Annotated in this window: 17 protein-coding genes and 1 tRNA gene; 13 read left to right on the top strand and 5 right to left on the bottom strand. The window is 71.7% G+C overall.

Going from position 1 to position 17,861, the window contains the following annotated elements; all coding sequences use genetic code 11:
- Nucleotides 1–91 precede the first annotated feature (91 nt).
- The 7 genes from AC1Q49_RS14485 (at nucleotide 92) to AC1Q49_RS14455 (ending at nucleotide 6,269) form a co-directional block, all read left to right on the top strand.
- Nucleotides 92–1,663, top strand: coding sequence for an amino acid permease (locus AC1Q49_RS14485; protein WP_060960593.1), 1,572 nt, complete (start codon nucleotides 92–94; stop codon nucleotides 1,661–1,663).
- A 30-nt stretch (nucleotides 1,664–1,693) separates the two neighbouring features.
- The gene (locus AC1Q49_RS14480; protein WP_492493000.1) at nucleotides 1,694–2,323 is read left to right on the top strand and encodes a hypothetical protein; all 630 of its coding nucleotides are present in this window, start codon (nucleotides 1,694–1,696) and stop codon (nucleotides 2,321–2,323) included.
- Between the two features lie 93 nt (nucleotides 2,324–2,416).
- Entirely contained in the window at nucleotides 2,417–3,025 is a 609-nt protein-coding gene (locus tag AC1Q49_RS14475) for a copper resistance CopC family protein (RefSeq protein ID WP_492492998.1), read from the top strand.
- On the top strand, nucleotides 3,022–3,606 hold the full coding sequence (locus tag AC1Q49_RS14470) for a copper chaperone PCu(A)C (RefSeq protein ID WP_231735169.1): 585 nt from the start codon (nucleotides 3,022–3,024) through the stop codon (nucleotides 3,604–3,606). The genes AC1Q49_RS14475 and AC1Q49_RS14470 overlap by 4 nt, the downstream gene beginning before the upstream one ends.
- On the top strand, nucleotides 3,606–4,835 hold the full coding sequence (locus AC1Q49_RS14465) for a Dyp-type peroxidase (RefSeq protein WP_191009138.1): 1,230 nt from the start codon (nucleotides 3,606–3,608) through the stop codon (nucleotides 4,833–4,835). The genes AC1Q49_RS14470 and AC1Q49_RS14465 overlap by 1 nt, the downstream gene beginning before the upstream one ends.
- A gap of 148 nt (nucleotides 4,836–4,983) precedes the next feature.
- The gene (locus AC1Q49_RS14460; protein ID WP_101306957.1) at nucleotides 4,984–5,631 is read left to right on the top strand and encodes a LuxR C-terminal-related transcriptional regulator; all 648 of its coding nucleotides are present in this window, start codon (nucleotides 4,984–4,986) and stop codon (nucleotides 5,629–5,631) included.
- A 296-nt stretch (nucleotides 5,632–5,927) separates the two neighbouring features.
- Entirely contained in the window at nucleotides 5,928–6,269 is a 342-nt protein-coding gene (locus AC1Q49_RS14455) for a hypothetical protein (RefSeq protein WP_492492995.1), read from the top strand.
- A 143-nt stretch (nucleotides 6,270–6,412) separates the two neighbouring features.
- Here AC1Q49_RS14455 and AC1Q49_RS14450 read toward each other — a convergent pair.
- Nucleotides 6,413–6,503 (bottom strand) — tRNA-Ser (locus AC1Q49_RS14450).
- A 219-nt stretch (nucleotides 6,504–6,722) separates the two neighbouring features.
- Between AC1Q49_RS14450 and AC1Q49_RS14445 the strand changes: the two genes are divergently transcribed.
- Nucleotides 6,723–8,120 carry an MFS transporter gene (locus AC1Q49_RS14445; protein ID WP_492492993.1) on the top strand — a complete coding sequence of 466 codons (1,398 nt, stop codon included), beginning with the start codon at nucleotides 6,723–6,725 and terminating at the stop codon, nucleotides 8,118–8,120.
- Here AC1Q49_RS14445 and AC1Q49_RS14440 read toward each other — a convergent pair.
- Nucleotides 8,090–8,791, bottom strand: a complete 702-nt coding sequence (locus AC1Q49_RS14440) for a DUF899 domain-containing protein (RefSeq protein WP_060960561.1) — start codon at nucleotides 8,789–8,791, stop codon at nucleotides 8,090–8,092. The two genes, AC1Q49_RS14445 and AC1Q49_RS14440, sit on opposite strands and share 31 nt — an antisense overlap.
- A gap of 114 nt (nucleotides 8,792–8,905) precedes the next feature.
- Between AC1Q49_RS14440 and AC1Q49_RS14435 the strand changes: the two genes are divergently transcribed.
- Together AC1Q49_RS14435 and radA are read left to right on the top strand one after the other, a co-directional pair.
- Nucleotides 8,906–9,859 (top strand): L-lactate dehydrogenase, encoded by a 954-nt coding sequence (locus AC1Q49_RS14435; protein WP_101306964.1) that lies wholly within the window; start codon nucleotides 8,906–8,908, stop codon nucleotides 9,857–9,859.
- A 65-nt stretch (nucleotides 9,860–9,924) separates the two neighbouring features.
- Entirely contained in the window at nucleotides 9,925–11,280 is a 1,356-nt protein-coding gene (gene radA, locus AC1Q49_RS14430; protein WP_492492990.1) for a DNA repair protein RadA, read from the top strand.
- 276 nt (nucleotides 11,281–11,556) lie between these two features.
- On the opposite strand, the gene AC1Q49_RS14425 is transcribed toward radA, so the two are convergent.
- The 3 genes from AC1Q49_RS14425 to AC1Q49_RS14415 all read right to left on the bottom strand — a co-directional run bounded on the left by AC1Q49_RS14425 (nucleotide 11,557) and on the right by AC1Q49_RS14415 (nucleotide 13,505).
- Nucleotides 11,557–11,964: a dehydrogenase gene (locus tag AC1Q49_RS14425; RefSeq protein WP_191009148.1), complete on the bottom strand. Its 408-nt coding sequence runs from the start codon at nucleotides 11,962–11,964 to the stop codon at nucleotides 11,557–11,559.
- A 271-nt stretch (nucleotides 11,965–12,235) separates the two neighbouring features.
- Complete coding sequence (locus AC1Q49_RS14420) at nucleotides 12,236–12,919, bottom strand: hypothetical protein (RefSeq protein WP_198553643.1); 684 nt, start codon at nucleotides 12,917–12,919, stop codon at nucleotides 12,236–12,238.
- A 52-nt stretch (nucleotides 12,920–12,971) separates the two neighbouring features.
- Nucleotides 12,972–13,505: an amino-acid N-acetyltransferase gene (locus AC1Q49_RS14415; protein ID WP_492492987.1), complete on the bottom strand. Its 534-nt coding sequence runs from the start codon at nucleotides 13,503–13,505 to the stop codon at nucleotides 12,972–12,974.
- A gap of 48 nt (nucleotides 13,506–13,553) precedes the next feature.
- Here AC1Q49_RS14415 and AC1Q49_RS14410 point away from each other — a divergent pair, with 48 nt between their 5' ends.
- Genes AC1Q49_RS14410 through AC1Q49_RS14400 form a run of 3 tightly spaced genes read left to right on the top strand, consistent with a single transcriptional unit; the run spans nucleotide 13,554 to nucleotide 17,721 of the window.
- Nucleotides 13,554–16,085 (top strand): circularly permuted type 2 ATP-grasp protein, encoded by a 2,532-nt coding sequence (locus tag AC1Q49_RS14410; RefSeq protein WP_492492985.1) that lies wholly within the window; start codon nucleotides 13,554–13,556, stop codon nucleotides 16,083–16,085.
- Nucleotides 16,082–16,981 carry a transglutaminase family protein gene (locus AC1Q49_RS14405; protein ID WP_492492983.1) on the top strand — a complete coding sequence of 300 codons (900 nt, stop codon included), beginning with the start codon at nucleotides 16,082–16,084 and terminating at the stop codon, nucleotides 16,979–16,981. The genes AC1Q49_RS14410 and AC1Q49_RS14405 overlap by 4 nt, the downstream gene beginning before the upstream one ends.
- A gap of 8 nt (nucleotides 16,982–16,989) precedes the next feature.
- Nucleotides 16,990–17,721 (top strand): gamma-glutamyl-gamma-aminobutyrate hydrolase family protein, encoded by a 732-nt coding sequence (locus AC1Q49_RS14400; protein WP_492493002.1) that lies wholly within the window; start codon nucleotides 16,990–16,992, stop codon nucleotides 17,719–17,721.
- Nucleotides 17,722–17,861: the final 140 nt, after the last annotated feature.

Genomic DNA, 17,861 nt, shown 5'->3' with positions numbered 1-17,861 from the left:
CCCCCACCCACCCCCGACCATCGGCTGGTTTTTCACGACACGCGTGGCCACGCGTCACGGCACCGAAACGCACGGCATCCATGATTGCGGGATGACGCACAACGAGCCGACGTCCGGGTTGGACCCGGAGGACGCCCGCGAGAACGCGCGCGAGCTGACGGGCGATCGCACCGAAGCGGTGCAGGACTTCTCCAGCGAGGATGCGGGCTACCACAAGACCCTGCGCCCGCGACAGATCCAGATGATCGCGATCGGCGGCGCCATCGGCACCGGTCTGTTCATGGGCGCCGGTGGCCGTCTCGCCTCGAGCGGACCGTCGCTGATCCTGGTCTACGCGGTCTGCGGCTTCTTCGCGTTCCTCATCCTGCGCGCGCTCGGGGAGCTCGTGCTGCACCGCCCGTCGTCGGGGTCGTTCGTGTCCTACGCCCGCGAGTTCTACGGCGAGAAGCTCGCGTTCGGCGCCGGGTGGATGTACTTCCTCAACTGGGCGATGACCTCGATCGTCGACGTGACCGCGGCCGCCCTCTACGTCAAGTTCTGGGCGCAGTACTGGGAGCCGCTGCAGCAGATCCCGCAGTGGCTGATCGCCCTCGTGGCCCTTGTCGTCGTGCTGTCGCTGAACCTGGTGAGCGTCAAGCTCTTCGGCGAGATGGAGTTCTGGTTCGCCCTCATCAAGGTCGCGGCCCTCGTGATCTTCCTCATCGTCGGCACCTGCTTCCTGATCTTCGGCGGCGCGACGGATGTCGGGCCCACCGGCTTCAGCGTCATCTCGGACAACGGCGGTCTCTTCCCGATGGGTGTCGTCGCACCCCTGCTGGCCATCTCCGGCGTGGTCTTCGCCTACGCGGCCATCGAACTCGTCGGCACGGCCGCCGGCGAGACGGAGAACCCCGAGAAGGTCATGCCGAAGGCGATCAACACGGTCGTCATCCGCATCGCCGTCTTCTACGTCGGCTCGATCCTGCTGCTGTCGCTGCTGCTGCCGTTCGGCACCTACGAGGCCGGGCAGTCGCCGTTCGTCACCTTCTTCTCGCACATCGGCTCGCCGCAGACCGGCGCGATCGCCGGCTCGGTCATGAACTTCGTCGTCCTCACGGCGGCGCTGTCGAGCCTCAACGCGGGCCTGTACTCGACGGGCCGCATCCTGCGCTCGATGTCGGTCAACGGGTCGGCGCCGGCGTTCACCGCGGCGATGAGCCGCAACGGCGTGCCATACGGCGGCATCCTGCTGACGGCCGTCATCACGCTCGCGGGCGTCGGCATCAACGCGCTCTGGCCGTCGCAGGCGTTCGAGATCGTGCTGGAGGTGTCGGCCCTCGGCATCATCGGCGGGTGGGCGACGATCATCCTCTGCCAGCTCAAGCTCGTGAAGTGGGCGAAGGAGGGCAGGCTCCAGCGGCCGTCGTTCCGTCTGTTCGGAGCGCCGTACACGTCGTACCTGACGCTGGCGTTCCTCTTCTTCGTGCTCGTGACGATGGGCTTCTCGGAGACGGGACGGTGGGTGCTCGCCTCGCTGATCGTGCTCATCCCGGCGCTGATCATCGGCTGGTTCGCCGCCCGCGGCAAGATCCAGGCGGCCGTCGCCGCGCGCGAGGGCTACACCGGCACCCATCCGGTCATCGCCGAGCGGCAGGCGACGGAAGCGGCCAAGCGGCGCCGCTGAGGTCGCGGCACGACCTGGCAGACTGGGCGCATGCGACGCTCCCGGACTCCGCGCGTCGCGCGGGGTGCCGTCGTCGCCTCCGTCGCGACGTTCACGGCGCTCGTGTCGCACGTCGTCGCCGGCGGGTCGGTTCCCGGACCGTTCGGGATCGTCGCCCCGTGGATGCTGGCGCTCATGGTGTCGACGCTCCTCGCCGGCCGGACGCTCTCCGCGGTGCGACTCGGGCTGAGCGTCGTGGCGAGCCAGCTGCTGTTCCACACCCTGTTCGTGATGGGCGCCCCCGTCTCCGGCGCCGCCCCGGCGATCTCGCACCACGATCACGGTGCGATGGCGATGTCCGCGGATGCCGTCACCACCACGTCTGCGAGCGCACTCGTGTCGGCGCTGTGCGCCGACCCGCTGATGTGGGCGCTGCACGCGGCGGCCGCGCTCGTCACGACCGCTGCGCTGTACCGCGGCGAGCGCACCATCCGCGCCCTGCTGCAGCTGGCCCGTGACATCCGCGCCTGGGCCCGCCGCGCGGTCGCGCGGGCCCGTACCGTCATCGCCCGTCCCGTTCCCGCCGCCCGTGCGGCCGACGCGGTCGCCTGGAGGGTCCGCCCCGCCGCGCACGTCGTCGACGGTCGCCGCCGCGGACCCCCGCTCGCCCCCGCGCTCTGATCCCTGTCCCCGCCCGCGACGCGATGTCCGGGCGCGGATCCGCTGTGCGCTCGCACCTGCGTCGTGAGCGCGCGATCGATCGGTGGTCGTTCCATGTCGTCTTCCCGTTTCCGCACCCGTCTTCGCACGCTGCTGCTCGCCGTGGCCCTCGCCGGCACGTCGGTGCTCGTCACCGCCCTGCCCGCGGCAGCCCACGATGAGCTGCTCGGCAGCACCCCGGCATCCGGGGAGGCGCTCACCGACGCCCCGGCGGAGGTGACACTCACCTTCTCGGCCGACGTGCTGACGATCGGCGCCGCCGTGATCGTCGCGGACGGAGCGGACCGCGACTGGGTCGCCGACGCCCCCGTCGTGCGCGACGGCACGGTGACGGTGAGCCTCGACCCGCAGCTGCCGACCGGCGGTTACGAGATCCGCTGGCGTGTCGTCTCGCAGGACGGGCATCCGATCAGCGGGATCATCCCGTTCACGGTCGGCGGCGCCGAGCCGTTGACGCGGACGCCGGCGGCCACGGCCCCGTCGACATCGACGGATGCCGGAACGGCCGCGGACGCACAGGACACCACCACACAGGATCAGGGCGCACGAGAGGACCAGGGGATCATCCGGATCCTGCTGGTCGGCGCGGGCGGGGCGATCATCGCCGTCGCCGCCTACGCCGCTTTCCACTTCCTCCGCCGACAGAAAGGCACCTCCTCGTGAGCATCCACACCACCACCCGCACCCGCCTGAGCGTCGCCGCCCGCGCCGGCGCCCTCCTGAGCGTCGGCCTCCTGGCCTTCGCGGGCTGCGCCAGCACGAGCTCCTCCGCCGGATCGACGCCGTCCGCCTCCGCGACGACCGCCGACGCCGGCGCCGCCGTGACGATCTCCGACGCCTGGGTCAAGGCTGCCGACTCCGGCATGTCCGCCGCCTTCGGCACCCTCCGCAACGACTCGTCCGCGCCGATCACCCTCGTGTCGGCGACCTCCCCGGCCTCCTCCATGCTGCAGCTGCACGAGACCGTCTCCGACGCCTCGGGCGCGATGGTCATGAAGGAGAAGGACGGCGGTTTCGTGATTCCGGCCGGCGGTGAGCTCGTGCTGCAGCCGGGCGGCAACCACATCATGCTGATGGACCTGACCGCGCCGCTGAAGGCGGGTGAGGAGACCCGCTTCACGCTGACGTTCTCCGACGGTTCCACGGCGGCGTTCTCGGCCCCGGTCAAGGACTACTCCGGTGCCAACGAGACCTACCAGGGCGGCGAGATGGACATGAGCCCGAGCCCCACGCCGAGCAACTGATGGCCGCGCCCGACACGGGCGCCCGTCGATCGGCGTCGACCCGGCGGCAGTTCCTCCTCGGAGGAGCTGTCGCCGGCGTCGGCGCCGCCGCCGCCATCGGCATCGACCTCGCCCTCACCCCCTCTCCCGACGCGGCCGCGCCGGCCGCGGCATCCGTCCCGCTCAACGGCACCGAGATCGTGCCGTTCCACGGCGTCCACCAGGCGGGCGTCGACACCGACGCGCAGGCGCACGGGACGTTCGTCGCGCTCGACCTGCACGCCGACGTCGACCGCGACGACCTGCGCCGCCTCCTGCGCGTGCTGAGCGATGACGCCGAGCGGCTGACGCAGGGGCGGCCGGCCCTGGCCGACTCCGAACCGGAGCTGGCCGCGGCACCCGCCCGCCTCACCGTGACGTTCGCGTTCGGACCCGGGCTCGTCTCCCGGGCGCAGGGAGCCGCACCGAGCTGGCTGCGACCGCTGCCCGCGTTCGGCATCGATCGCCTCCGCGACGAGTTCAGCCACGGCGACCTGCTGCTGCAGATCGCGGGCGACGACCCGCTGACGGTCGCCCATGCGACGCGGATGCTGCTGAAGGACGCCCGCAGCTTCGCCGAGGTGCGCTGGACGCAGCAGGGGTTCCGCCGCGCCTACGGCACGGTCGCGCCGGGCACGACCATGCGCAACCTCTTCGGCCAGGTCGACGGCACCGCGAACCCTCAGCCCGGAACCGGCCACTTCGACGAGGTCGTCTGGTCGGATGCGGGGTGGATGGCCGGCGGCACGGGCATGGTCATCCGCCGCATCCACATGGACCTCGACAAATGGGACAGGCTCGACCGCCCGGGACGCGAGGACTCCGTCGGGCGCACGCTGTCCAACGGCGCTCCGCTCACCGGTGCGGCCGAGCACGACGAGCCCGACTTCGATGCGAAGACCCCGGTCGGCTTCCCCGTGATCCCGGAGTTCTCGCACCTGCGCCGCTCGCGGCCCGATGATGCGAGACAGCGGATCTTCCGTCGCGGCTACAACTACGACGAGCGTCCGGACGGCGGGCAGGTGTCCGACTCGGGGCTGATCTTCGTGTCGTTCCAGGCCGACGTGGACGCTCAGTTCGTTCCCATCCAGCGGCGGCTGGACGAGCTCGACCTGCTCAACGAGTGGACGACGCCGATCGGCTCGGCGGTGTTCGCCGTCCCACCCGGGTGCCGGCCGGGCGGGTACATCGGGGAGACGCTGCTGGCGTGACGATGCGGGCCGACGGCAGCCGGGCGGGCGCGCCGGTAATAATGCGGAGTCGACGGCGCACGCGGCGAATCCTGCCCCTATCCTGGAGCGGCGCGAGGTGCGGCACGTCCACCGCCGGGGGGCCGGCTCGAAGAGAGGTGTCCTGGGGATGGTGGATGCGGCATCCGTCGCCGTCGTCGACGACCACGAGCTCGTCGCGATGGCGGTGCAGAACCTCCTCGCCGCGACGCCCGAGGTCAGCTTCGTCGGTCACGCCCGCACCGTCGACGAGCTGGTGCGCCACCCGCGACGTGCCGAACTGGTCCTGCTCGATCTGAGCCTGCGCGACGGATCGCATCCGGCGGACAACGTCGCGGCGCTGCGCCGCTGGGGCGCCCAGGTTCTCGTGCTGACCTCCGGCGAGGATCCGTACCTCGTGCGCGCCGCCTCACGCGCCGACATCCGCGGCGTCGTGAGGAAGTCCGCGCCGTCGGCGGGGCTGCTCACCGCGATCGTGTCGGCGTCGCGCGGCGAGCACGTCTCGACGGCGGAATGGGCCTCGGCGCTGGATACCGATCCTCTGCTCGAGGGCGCCCCGCTCACCGCGCGCGAGCGCGAGGTCCTGGCGCTGTACGCGTCGGGGCTCGGCGCGCGGGACGTCGCGACACGGCTGTTCATCTCCGAGAACACCGTCAACGATCACCTTCGCCGCATCCGCTCCGTCTACCATCAGCTGGGCCGCCCGGCGGCGACGAAGGTCGAGCTGTATCAGCGGGGCCTCGAAGACGGCTACGTGCCGGTACCGCGGCGTGAGTGACGCGGATGCCGCCGAGCGCGCCGCTCGGCGGGTACTGCTGGCGACCAGCGGCGCGATGGTGGCGGCGGTCGGCACGTTCAACCTGACCGTCGTGGCCCGCGAACACCCCGTCCTTCCCCTCTGGTATCTGATCATCGTGGTCGCCGCCACGGCCATCACCATCGTCGGCGGGGTGCCGCGCCTATGCGCGGGCGCTCCGCGACGCCCTGGTGTCGACGGGCAGTCTTGTGGCCTACTTCCGGTACGACCTCGAAGGCGGACTCGACCTCCTCCGACCGTCGGAGCTCCTGCTGGAGATGATGCTCGACGCCGGATTCGCGCCCGCGCACGTCGCTCAAGCGTCTTTGATGCTGGCGAACATCGCGATGTCGCTGGCCAAAGACATCATCTTCATCCAGACGAGTGGCCACCACCCGCAGCCCGGCATCCTGCGCGCTGCCCTGCGCTCAGCACCCGAGGAGGAGTTTCACGCGTTGCGGGTGATCCTGACCTCGAGTTCCGACCTCGACGACGACTCGTACGGCGAGCTGCAGTTCGATTTCGCCCTGGATGTCTTCATCAGCGGGCTGGAGCGACTCCTCGCACACGACGACGAAAACCGAGCGCCGCACGATGAGGGTCACGGATCCGGGCATTGAGCCCCCACGCTGCCAGCGGCTCCCGGCGCCGCATCGCGTCCTCGACGACGAGGGGAAGGCCGGGGCGGAGGCGCGAGGCGGATGCAGGGAAGGAAGAACCCCCGCGATCCCAGTGTGTCCAGGGGATCTGCGGGGGTTCTCCGTGGCGGTGACGGTGGGATTTGAACCCACGGTAGGGGGTTACCCTACACAACTTTTCGAGAGTTGCACCTTCGGCCGCTCGGACACGTCACCGCCGTATAGCTTACGACACTCCGCGGGGCGCCGCGAACCGAGGAGATGTGGGATGCCGAGGAGCCCGGCGACCGGAAAGCTCCTCAGATCGCGTCATCTCCTCGGAAACGAGGCGGTGGGTGTGGCCGGCGACGGACGCGGCATCCCGAGCGGCCCTGTCCACCCCCTTCTCGATGTCCGTGCCGCGCCCTAGCGTGAGGACATGACCGAGCGGACACCGTGGCAGACAAGCTGAGCCCCCCGCAGCGCCTGGTGCTGGCGATCGCGATCCTCGGCTCATTCGTGGCGTTCCTCGACGGCACCATCGTCAACGTCGCCCTCCCCGCCATCGCGCGCGACCTGGGCGGCGGCCTGTCCACGCAGCAGTGGACCGTCGACGCGTATCTGGTCACCCTCGGCGCGCTCATCCTCGTCGCGGGCGCCGTCAGCGACGCGTTCGGTCGCATCCTCGTGCTGCGCATCGGCCTCATCGGCTTCGGCATCGCCTCGGTCGCCGTCGCCCTGTCCCCCTCCCCCGAGCTGCTCGTCGCGGCGCGCGCGGTGCAGGGCGCGGCGGGGGCGTTCCTCGTCCCGAGCTCGCTCGCCCTCATCACGGCCACGATGCACGAACCGCTGCGCTCCCGCGCGATCGGCATCTGGACGGCATCCACCACCGCGGCCATGATCGTGGGCCCCCTGGTCGGAGGGCTGATCGTCGACAACTCCTCGTGGCGATGGGCGTTCGGGATCAACCTCCTGCCCATCGCCGTCGCCCTGTGGCTGCTCACCCGACTCGCCCACCGCGACGAGCGCCGCGCCGGCGCCCACGTCGATGCGCTCGGGGCGATCATGTGCACCCTCGGCCTCGGTGCGGCGGTGTTCGCGCTCATCGAGCAGCCCCACCTTGGCTGGACCTCACCGGCGATCTGGATGCCGGGGCTCGCGGGGCTGGTCCTGCTCGCCGCGTTCGTGTGGCGCCAGCGTCACGTTCCCGATCCGATCCTGCCCCTCGACCTCTTCCGCAGCCGCAACTTCTCCGCCGGCAACCTCTCGACTCTCTTCATCTATGCCGCCCTGTCGCTCAACGGCTTCGTGCTCGCGATCTATCTGCAGCAGGGCGCGGGCCTCAGCGCCACCCTCGCCGGACTCGCGAGCCTGCCGACGACACTGCTCATGATCGCCTTGAGCGCACGCATCGGCGCCCTCGTGGGCCGGTGGGGACCTCGGCTGTTCATGACCGCGGGCCCGCTGATCATGGCCGGCGGCGCCCTGCTCCTGCTCCTCGTCGCCGACGACTTCGACTACTGGTGGCAGGTGCTGCCGGGGATGATCGTGTTCGGTCTGGGACTCGCGCTCACGGTGTCGCCGCTGACGTCCACGATCCTCGGCGCGACCGACCCCGACCGCTCCGGCATCGCCTCGGCCGTCAACAACGCCGTCGCCCGCGTCGCGGGACTCCTCCCGATCGCCGCACTGGCGGCCATCACGGGCGGAACCCTCGATCTCGCGGGCTTCCACCGCGCGGCGATCACGACGGCCGCGCTCCTCGTCGTCGGCGGCCTCGTCGCGCTCGGCGGCATCCGCAACCCGTCCTCCGCCGGACGGGATCAGCCCGCGGCCGATCCTCCCGGCCCGTAGAGCGCCGCGATACCGGGAGAGCCGATACCGCCCTCGTACGTCGGATGCTGCGGCCACCCGTGCGGCGAATCCTCCCAGGCCTCCTGACGCCCGTACGGCAGCACGTCGACGAGCCCGTGGAGGTGCCCGAGCTGCTCCGTACCGCGACCGTCGGTGTGCCAGGTGCGGTAGACCGTGTCGCCGTCGCGCAGGAACACGTTGACGGCGAACCCCGCATCGGGCGGCGCCCCCATGTCGGCTCCGAACGGGCTGTGCGCCGTGGAGTACCAGTCCATGCGGTTCCCGACGCGCTCCCGGTAGGCGAGCGCCTCGTCGATCGGCCCCTGCGTCACGATGACGAACCGCGCGTCGTAGTCGTCGAGGAACTCGAGCCGCGTGAACTGGGCCGTCCAGCTCGTGCAGCCCGGACATTGCCACTGCTTCCCGTCCGCCCACATGTGGCTGTAGACGATCAGCTGCGGCTTGTCGCCGAAGACGTCCGCGAGTCGCACGGGGCCGTCGGGCCCTTCGAGCACATAGTCCGGCAGCTCGACCATCGGCAGCCGGCGTCGCTGCGCGGCGATCGCGTCGAGCTCGCGGGTGGCGGCCTTCTCGCGTACGCGGAGGGCATCGAGTTCGCGTCGCCAGGTGTCGGCGTCGACGACAGGGGGCAGGGCCGGGGCATCCGTCATGCCGCCCATCGTCCGCCGCTCGACAGCCGCCCGCAAGGGCCGCGCCGGTCCCGGGACCCCACCGCCGACGCGGCCGCGGTGGCCTCGGCATCCCCCGCCTGTCAGACTGGGGCCATGAGCGTGATCGAGAACTCGAAACTCACCGTCGTCGGCGCCGGCGCGGTCGGATCGTCCGTCGCCTATGCGGCCCTCATCCGCGGCTCGGCCCGCCACGTCGCCCTGTACGACATCGCGGCGGAGAAGACCGAGGCCGAGGTGCTCGATCTGGCGCACGGCGCGCAGTTCACGGGGTCGAGCGACATCATCGGCGGCGCCGACATCTCGGTCGCCAAGGGCTCGCACGTCGTCGTCATCACCGCCGGCGCCAAGCAGAAGCCCGGCCAGACGCGTATCGAACTGGCCGGCGTGAACGCCAGCATCCTCAAGTCGATGATGCCGCAGCTGCTCGACGTCGCCCCCGACGCGACGTTCGTCATCGTCACGAACCCCTGCGACGTGCTGACCGTGCTCGCGCAGGAGACCACCGGACTGCCCTACGAGCGCATCTTCGCCTCCGGCACCGTGCTCGACACCTCCCGCCTGCGCTGGAAGATCGCCCAGCGGGCGGGCGTGTCGATCTCGAGCGTGCACGCCTACATCGTGGGCGAGCACGGCGACACCGAGTTCCCGCTGTGGTCGCACGCCACGATCGGCACCGTCCCGATCCTCGACTGGCAGCCGCTGGACGGCCAGCCGAAGTTCACGGTCGAGGAGCTCGACCAGATCGCCGTCGACGTGCGGGATGCCGCGTACAAGGTCATCCAGGGCAAGGGCGCGACCAATTACGCCATCGGACTGTCGAGCGCGCGCATCGTCGAGGCGATCCTCGACGACGAGCACGCGGTCATGCCCGTCTCGGCCGTGCTCGACGACTTCCACGGCGTCAGCGGGGTCGCCCTCTCGGTGCCCGCGGTCGTCTCGGCCGCCGGCGCGGTGCCGATCCGCGAGACGTCGTTCTCCGACCACGAGCTCGGACTGTTCCGCCGCTCGGCCGACGCCCTCCGCGAGGTCGCCGACTCGCTGCGCTGAGTCGCGGGCACCGGCGGGGCAGCCGCCGCGCGTGCACTGTCGGATGCCGCGACTAGCCTGAACGCATGGCATCCAAGCGCACCGCGACCACGAGCGCGTTCCGCTGCACGGAGTGCGGCTGGACGAGTGCCAAGTGGGTGGGGCGCTGCGGTGAGTGCCAGCAGTGGGGCACGGTTGTCGAGGCCGTGTCGTCCACGCCCGTCCATTCCGTAGCGCCGCTCGCGCCGACGCGCGCGGCACGCCCCATCACCTCGATCGACACGCGCGAGACACCCCGGCGCACGACGGGCATCGGCGAGTTCGACCGCGTGCTCGGCGGGGGGCTCGTGCCGGGGGCGGCGATCCTGCTGTCCGGCGAGCCGGGGGTCGGCAAGTCGACCCTGCTGCTCGAGGTCGCCGCGCAGACCGCGCGCGCAGGACGACGCGTGCTCTACGTCAGCGCGGAGGAGTCGCTCGGGCAGGTGCGGCTTCGCGCGGAGCGCACGGGCGCGCTGCACGACGAGCTCTACCTCGCCAGTGAGACCGATCTCGCCACGATCCTCGGTCACGTCGACGAGACCCGGCCCGAACTGCTCATCGTGGACTCGGTGCAGACCGTCGCCTCGAGTCTCGTCGACGGGGCGCCCGGACATCCGAGCCAGGTGCGAGAGGTCGCCTCGACGCTCATCCGCGTCGCCAAGGAGCGCGATCTCCCGGTCATCATCGTCGGACACGTCACCAAAGACGGTCAGGTCGCCGGGCCGCGCGTGCTCGAGCACCTCGTCGACGTCGTCTGCCACTTCGAAGGTGATCGGCAGACGGCGCTGCGGTTCGTCCGCGCCCTCAAGAACCGATTCGGCGCGACCGACGAGGTCGGATGCTTCGAGCAGACCAGCCGCGGCATCGCCGAGGTACCCGACCCCAGCGCGCTCTTCCTCGGTCACGGCTCCCGCGAACCGGGGACCTGCGTCACGATCGCGATGGAGGGGCGGCGCGCCCTGCCCGTCGAGGTGCAGGCGCTGACCCTGCCCGGGTCGGGGCCGAACCCGCGGCGCATCGTGAGCGGCGTCGACGGCGCCCGCGTGGCGATGGTGCTCGCGGTGCTCGAGAAGCGGGCCGGCATCCGCGTGTCCGACCAGGACGTCTACGTCTCGACCGTCGGCGGGGTGCGGCTGGTCGAGCCCGCGGCCGACCTCGCCATCGCGCTGGCGGTGGCGAGTGCCGTCACCGGCCGGGCGACGCCGAAGGGCCTCGTCGCGATCGGCGAGCTGAGCCTCGCGGGCGAGGTCCGCGCCGTGACCGCCCACGAGCAGCGCCGGTCGGAGGCGAACCGGGTCGGGTATCGGTCGGTGATCGACACGGCATCCCGCGATCTGCGCGGAGCCCTGCGCGATCTGACGCAGCGGCATCCGGTCGAGCCGGGCGACCAGCCCGACTTCTGATCCTCCCCGCTCCACCCGGTCGTTGAGCGAGGACGCGCAGCGACCGAGTCGAAGCGCCGAACCACCGCGTTTCGACTCGCTCCGCTCGCTCAACGACCGGGGGCAGCACCGCACCCCCAACACCCGGACGTTGAGCGAGGACGCGCAGCGACCGAGTCGAAACGCCGAACCACCGCGTTTCGACTCGCTCCGCTCGCTCAACGACCGGGGGCAGAACCGCTCGCTCAACGACCGGGGGGGCGAAGCCCGCTCAACGACCGGGCGGCGAAGCCGCGGTCAGGCGCCCAGGTCGAGGGCCGCCAGAAGGTCGCCGGGTGCGGCCTGCATCGGATGCGGGCCGGCGATGTCGAAGAAGACGGTCGTGATCTCCTCCCGGTGCGCGGCCAGGAACGCGCGCAGCCACGCGGGCGACTGCAGCGCGACCGCGGGCGGCAGCGCTTCGGGTTTGTTCGCGGCGTCGCTGAACAACAGCAGCGCGACATCGCCCGTGTTCGGGTCGCGGTACGTCCAGACCTCGCCGCTGTCGCGGGGGTCGTCGCGCTGGCCCGGCCGCATGAGCGGCGCCACGGTGGGACCGTGGCGCAGTGCGAAGGCGAGGGCGGCCATGTCCTGGGTCTGCAGGGCGTCGGCGAGCTGTGTGTTGCGGAACTCGAGCGGGGGCTTCGCGCGCTTCTTGCCGGCCATCCGTCCAGCATACGAGGGTGTCATCGGTCGCCAGAAAGGAGGGGCCCTCTCGATCCCCACATTGGGGGCTGGGGGGATCGAGAGGGCCTGAGCTCGTCGGGCGTTCGTGCCGGAGATGCCGGTCATTGGGGGTGACGCGACGACCGTCGTTGGGGGCGACGGCGGCTCGCACCGAGAGCTGAGACAAGGGTAACCTCGCTCACTTCGGTGGCGGCACCGAGGAACGTGAGAAATCTCTCAGACTCAGAGATATATCAGTATCTAGATATCGTCAGCGCAGTTCGAACATCTTCGTGTCGGCGGCCTGGATGCCTCCGATGGACACCGACAGGTGGTAGTAGCCGGCCGCCGCCTGGGGTCGGGACGACCCGCAGGTGTCGACGGACGACCGCGTGCGATCCCACTGCAGCGGACTGACGCTCGACACCGTCTGCCCGCCGGCGAGCTGCACGACCTGGTCGCTGGACTCCGACTGACAGTCGGTCGAGCGCCACCAGGTGTCGCTCCCGCTCGTGATCACGAACGACTGCGTCGCCGTGCCGACATTGATCAAGCAGGGCACCGCGGTCGTGTTGGAGAGCGTGATCGACAGCTTCGGCTGCTCGCCCGACGCGTAGACGTCCTGGTCGGTGACGGCCTGCACCGAGATGTCCGCCGTCGAGCAGGCCGCGACGGCCGGGGTGCTCGCCGAGGGGTCGGGCGCCGGTGCGGGCTCCTCGGATGCCGCGGCATCCGCGGCCGGAGTCTCCGGCGCCGGGGAGGTGACGAGCGCGCTGGGCGAGGCGCTCGGTGTCGCCGACGGGGATGCCGCCGGCTCTCCGCTTCCCCGCCACGGCTGCCAGAACGCCAGCACGACGGCGGCCACCACGGCGATCAGGATCAGCACGGCCACGAGCCGGCGCCGCCGGTACACGGCGGGGCTGGGTCGTCGTGTGCGACGCGTCGGGGTGCTCACCCTTCCAGGCTAGGCCGCGGCATCCCCCGCCCTCGACGTGGCGCGCGGGGGGTCAGAGGTTCTTCAGCATCCGCGTGTTGCCGAGCGTGTTCGGTTTGACGTGCGCGAGATCCAGGAATTCCGCGACACCCTCGTCGGGGCTGCGCAGCAGCTGCGAGTACACGTCGGGGTCGACGACCTGCTCGCCGATGGGGGCGAATCCGCGGCGGGTGAAGAAGTCCACCTCGAAGGTGAGGCAGAACAGTCGCGTGAGACCGAGCTCCCGAGCGCGCTGTTCGAGCTGCGTGACGATCGCGCCGCCGACGCCGTGGTGCAGCCACTCCTCCGCGACGATCAGGGTGCGGATCTCGCCGAGGTCCTCCCACATGACGTGCAGCGCACCGCACCCGATCAGCTCGTCGCCGATCTCCGCGACGACGAACTCCTGCACCGATTCGAAGAGCGTGACGATCTCCTTGCCGAGCAGGATGCGGCTCTGCACCCAGGGCTCCAGCAGGTCCAGGATGCCGCGGACGTCGGAGGTCCGAGCGGGGCGGACGACCGGTCGCGGCGGCCGGGCCGGGTCGGAGGGGGCGGGAAGGGTCACCGACCCACTGTATTGCCCCCTACGCTGGAGCCGGGAGGGGACTTCGCCGTGAGTGTGTTGCGCGACTATGCCGCGACGGTGTCGCAGCCGACGCTGCCCCTGTCGGCACCGCCGGAGACGTTCCGCTACGACGAGTTCGTCGATGCCGAGGGCGGCCTGCGCCCCGGCTGGAAGGCGCTGGCAGCCCACGCGCTCAGCCTCACCGCCGACGATCTCCACCGCGTCGACGGCGAGATCGTGCGTTTCCTCGCCGATGACGGCGTCTCGTATCTGCGCGGCGAGTCCGGCCCGCAGCCCTGGCAGCTGGATGCCGTGCCGTTCGTGCTCGACGCCGCCGGCTGGTCGCCGCTCGAGGTCGGCCTCGCCCAGCGCGCCGAGCTGCTGAACGCCGTGCTGGTGGATCTGTACGGCGAGCAGTCCCTCCTGCGGGAGGGCATCGTGCCGTCGGCCGTGGTGTTCGGCCACTCGGGTTTCACGCGTCCGCTGGCGCGGGCGAGCGCCGTCGACCCGCATCCGCTCCTGCTCGCCGCCACCGATCTGGGCCGTGACGGTCACGGCGACTGGCATGTGCTCGCCGACCGCGTGCAGGCACCGTCGGGGCTGGGATTCGCGGCGGAGAACCGCCGCGTCATCTCGCAGGTGCTCCCCGACCTCTTCCAGGAGGGGAGTCTGCACCGCATCGACCCGTACTTCTCCGCCCTGCGGGCGGCGCTGCTGTCGTCGGTGGCGGACGAGGTCGAAGACCCCCGCGTCGTCATCCTCTCCCCGGGAACACTGAGCGAGACCGCGTTCGACCAGGCCTTCCTCGCGACCGCCCTCGGCTTCCCGCTGGTGCAGGGCAACGACCTCGTCGTGCGGGACGGGTACGTGTGGATGAAGCCGGCGGGCTGGCCGCGCACGCGCCCGACCGACCGCATCGATGTCATCATCCGCCGAGTGGATGCCGCGTGGTGCGACCCCCTGGAGCTGCGCGGCGACTCGCGACTCGGTGTCGCCGGGCTGACGGAGGCCGTGCGCCGCGGCCGCGTGCGGCTCGTGAACGGGCTCGGTGCGGGCGTGCTCGAGAACCCGGGCCTGCTGCCGTACCTCCCGGCCGCGTGCGAGCACCTGCTCGGCGAGCAGCTGCGCATCCCCGCGGTGCCGACCGTGTGGTGCGGCGAGCCCCAGGCGCTCGACGCCGTGCTCGCGCGCCTGCGCGACGGCGACCCGGAACTGATCGTCCGGACCATCGACGAGCCGCGCAAGGTCTTCAGCGACCTGCCGGCCGACGAGCTCGCCCGACGCGTCGAGGCCGCTCCGCACCGCTTCGTCGGGCAGGATCTGCTCCCGCTGTCGCAGACGCCCGTCTGGGCGTCGGGCGCCGACGGCCAGGGCGCGCGCATCGGTGCGTTGCCGCTCACGCTGCGCGCGTTCGCGCTGCGGTACGGCTCGGCCTACCGTCCGCTGGTCGGCGGCCTCGCGACCGTCCGCGAGAGCCCCGACGGCCCGCTGCGGACGAAGGACGTCTGGGTGCTGAAGGCGGCGGAGGACGATCCCGACCAGAACCTGGCGGAGATCGCCCCCGGTCCGACGGCACGCAGCATCCCGCCGCTCGCGCCCCGCGCCCACGCCGACATGTTCTGGATCGGCCGCTACGCCGAGCGCACGGAAGACCTCCTGCGTCTGCTGCTCACCGCGCAGACCGAGCTCGACCAGCCGGGAGCCTACGCGTCGGGCACTCTCGCCGAGAGCCCGCGCGTCCTGCTCGACGTGCTGGGACGGCTCGCCGGCATGCGGTCGCTCGATCCCGAGGCGGAGTTCCGTTCCCTGCTCCTCGACGCGCGGCGCCCGGGATCGGCGGCCCACTCGATCGCCCGGTTGCGCGAGGCGATGGAGGGCGTGCGCGACCAGCTGTCGGGCGACACGTGGCGCGTGTTCGCGACGATCGATCGGGCGACGCGGGCCCTGCGGGGATCGGCCCACCCGCACCGGACGGCGGAGTCGGGCGGCCGGATGCTGTCGGCGATGCTGTCGCTGTACGGCATCACGGCGAACATGATCCGCGACACGGGCTGGCACATGATCGAGGCGGGTCGCTTCCTGGAGCGCGGTCTGCAGCTGTCGGAGCTGCTGTCGACGGCCCTCGCCGACCGGCACGGCCCGCGCGCGGCGCGCAGCGTGCTGGAGGCGGTGCTGCTGGCGGCCGAGAGCGTCGTGACGCATCGTCGACGCTACCGCGGCTCGATGCGGGCCGCCGACGTGCTCGATCTCCTGCTGCTGGACCACAGCAACCCCCGCTCCCTCGCCTTCGCCCTGGCCCGGCTGCGCGAGCATCTGGCCGCCATGCCGGCATCCACCGGCTCGACGCGCGCGGAGCGCCTGCTCGACCACCTCGAGACCGAGCTGACCGCCGCCGACGTCGGGGCGCTGGGCGCGATCGAGGGGGGCCGTCGCGAGGTGCTGGTCGACTTCCTCGCGGGCGTCACGGCGCAGCTCGAACAGCTCTCGGATGCCGTCACCCACCTGCACTTCGAGAGCGGCCCGCCGGCCGTGGCGATGACCGACCTGTCCCTCGTCGAACTGATGGAGAGCCGCGCATGATGCAGTACCGCGTGTGGCACCGCACGGCGTACGCCTACGGCAAGCCGGTGCAGGACAGCGTCGGGCAGTTCCACCTCGTCCCCCGCGAGCTGCCGTGGCAGCAGGTGTCGTCGGCGCGCGTCGAGGTCGACCCGGCGCCGGGAGACATCGCGCCCGATACCGATGCCTTCGGCAACTCCGCCACCTACTTCCACCTCACCGACCCGCACGATGAGCTCACCATCACGGCATCCAGCGATGTCACCGTGCATGAGCCCGCCTACGACGCCGAGGCCCTCGCGCGGCCGTGGGAGGACGCCCGGCCCCTGCAGAACCCGCACCTGCCCGAGGCCTGGCGGGCCGTCGAGTACGCCCTCGAGTCGCCGCGGGTGCGGCACGAGGCCGAGGCCGCCGCCTACGGCGCCGCCTCACTGACGCCCGGTCGTCCGATCGGCGAGGCCGCCACCGACCTCATGCGACGGATCTACCGCGACTTCGACTACGACAAGACGGCGACCACCGTCACCAGCACGGTCGGCGATGCGATGCGCGCCCGCGCGGGCGTCTGTCAGGATTTCGCGCACGTCGCGCTGGCATGCCTGCGGTCCCACGGCGTCGCGGCGCGCTACGTCTCCGGGTACCTCGCGACGCAGCCGCCGCCCGGCAAGGAGCGCGTGTTCGGTGCGGATGCCTCGCACGCCTGGCTGGCCGTGTGGCTGCCCGGCACCGACCAGTGGCTCGCGATCGATCCGACGAACGACCAGTGGGCGAACGACCGGTACGTCACGGTCGCGTGGGGCCGCGACTACGGTGACGTGTCGCCGGTGCGCGGCATCATCTTCACGAAGGCGAAGAACTCCACGCTGCGCGTCTCGGTCGACGTCGCGCCGCTCGCGGTCGCGGACGGCGCCGCGTGAGCTCGGCGATGGGAAGCGGACGACCGGTCATCGGGCTGACCACCTACCTGGAGCGCGCCCAGCAGGGCGTGTGGGACGTGCGGGCCGCGTTCCTGCCGCACGTGTACCTCGACGCGGTCACCGCCGTCGGCGGCGCGGGCGTGCTGCTCACACCGCAGATCGAGCCGGATGCCGCGGCGGAGGCGGTCCTCGACGGCCTCGACGGCCTCGTGCTCACCGGGGGTCTCGACGTCGACCCCGCGCTCTACGGGGCCGATCCGCACCCCGAGACCGACCAGCCGCGCCGCGACCGCGACGCGTGGGAGCTCGCGCTGCTGGCCGGGGCGCGTCGCCGTGGCATCCCGGTGTTCGGCATCTGCCGCGGGCTGCAGCTGGGCAACGTCGCCTTCGGCGGGACGCTGCACCAGCACCTGCCCGATGTCCTCGGCACGGATCGGTACCAGCTGGGCGGGGGCGTCTTCGCCCTCAACACTGCGACGGTCTCCGCGGGCTCCCGCCTGGCCGCCGTCGTCGGCGCCGGCGACATCGCGGTGCGCAGCTACCACCACCAGGGCATCGACCGGGTCGGCGAGGGCCTGACCGTGACGGCGCGCAGCGACGACGGGCTGCCCCAGGCGATCGAGGCCGCCGACGGGTCGTGGTTCGTCGCGGTGCAGTGGCATCCGGAGGAGGATGCCGCCGACCGGCGCCTCTTCGCGGCCCTGGTCGCGGAAGCGCGCCGCTTCCGCACCGGGCGCTAGGCGTTCGCCCCTGGCCCGCCGCCGCCGCGGGAGCGGGCGGCGGTCCCGAACTCCTCCAGCGGCCCGCTCGCACCCCGAAAAGCGGTGCCCTCGACGCCTGAGACGGCCGGCCTGGAGGAGTTAGGGCCCGGGCCCTCACC

This window comes from Microbacterium sp. MPR-TSA4 (assembly GCF_058792815.1).
This window is presented reverse-complemented; position numbering and strand designations above follow the sequence as displayed.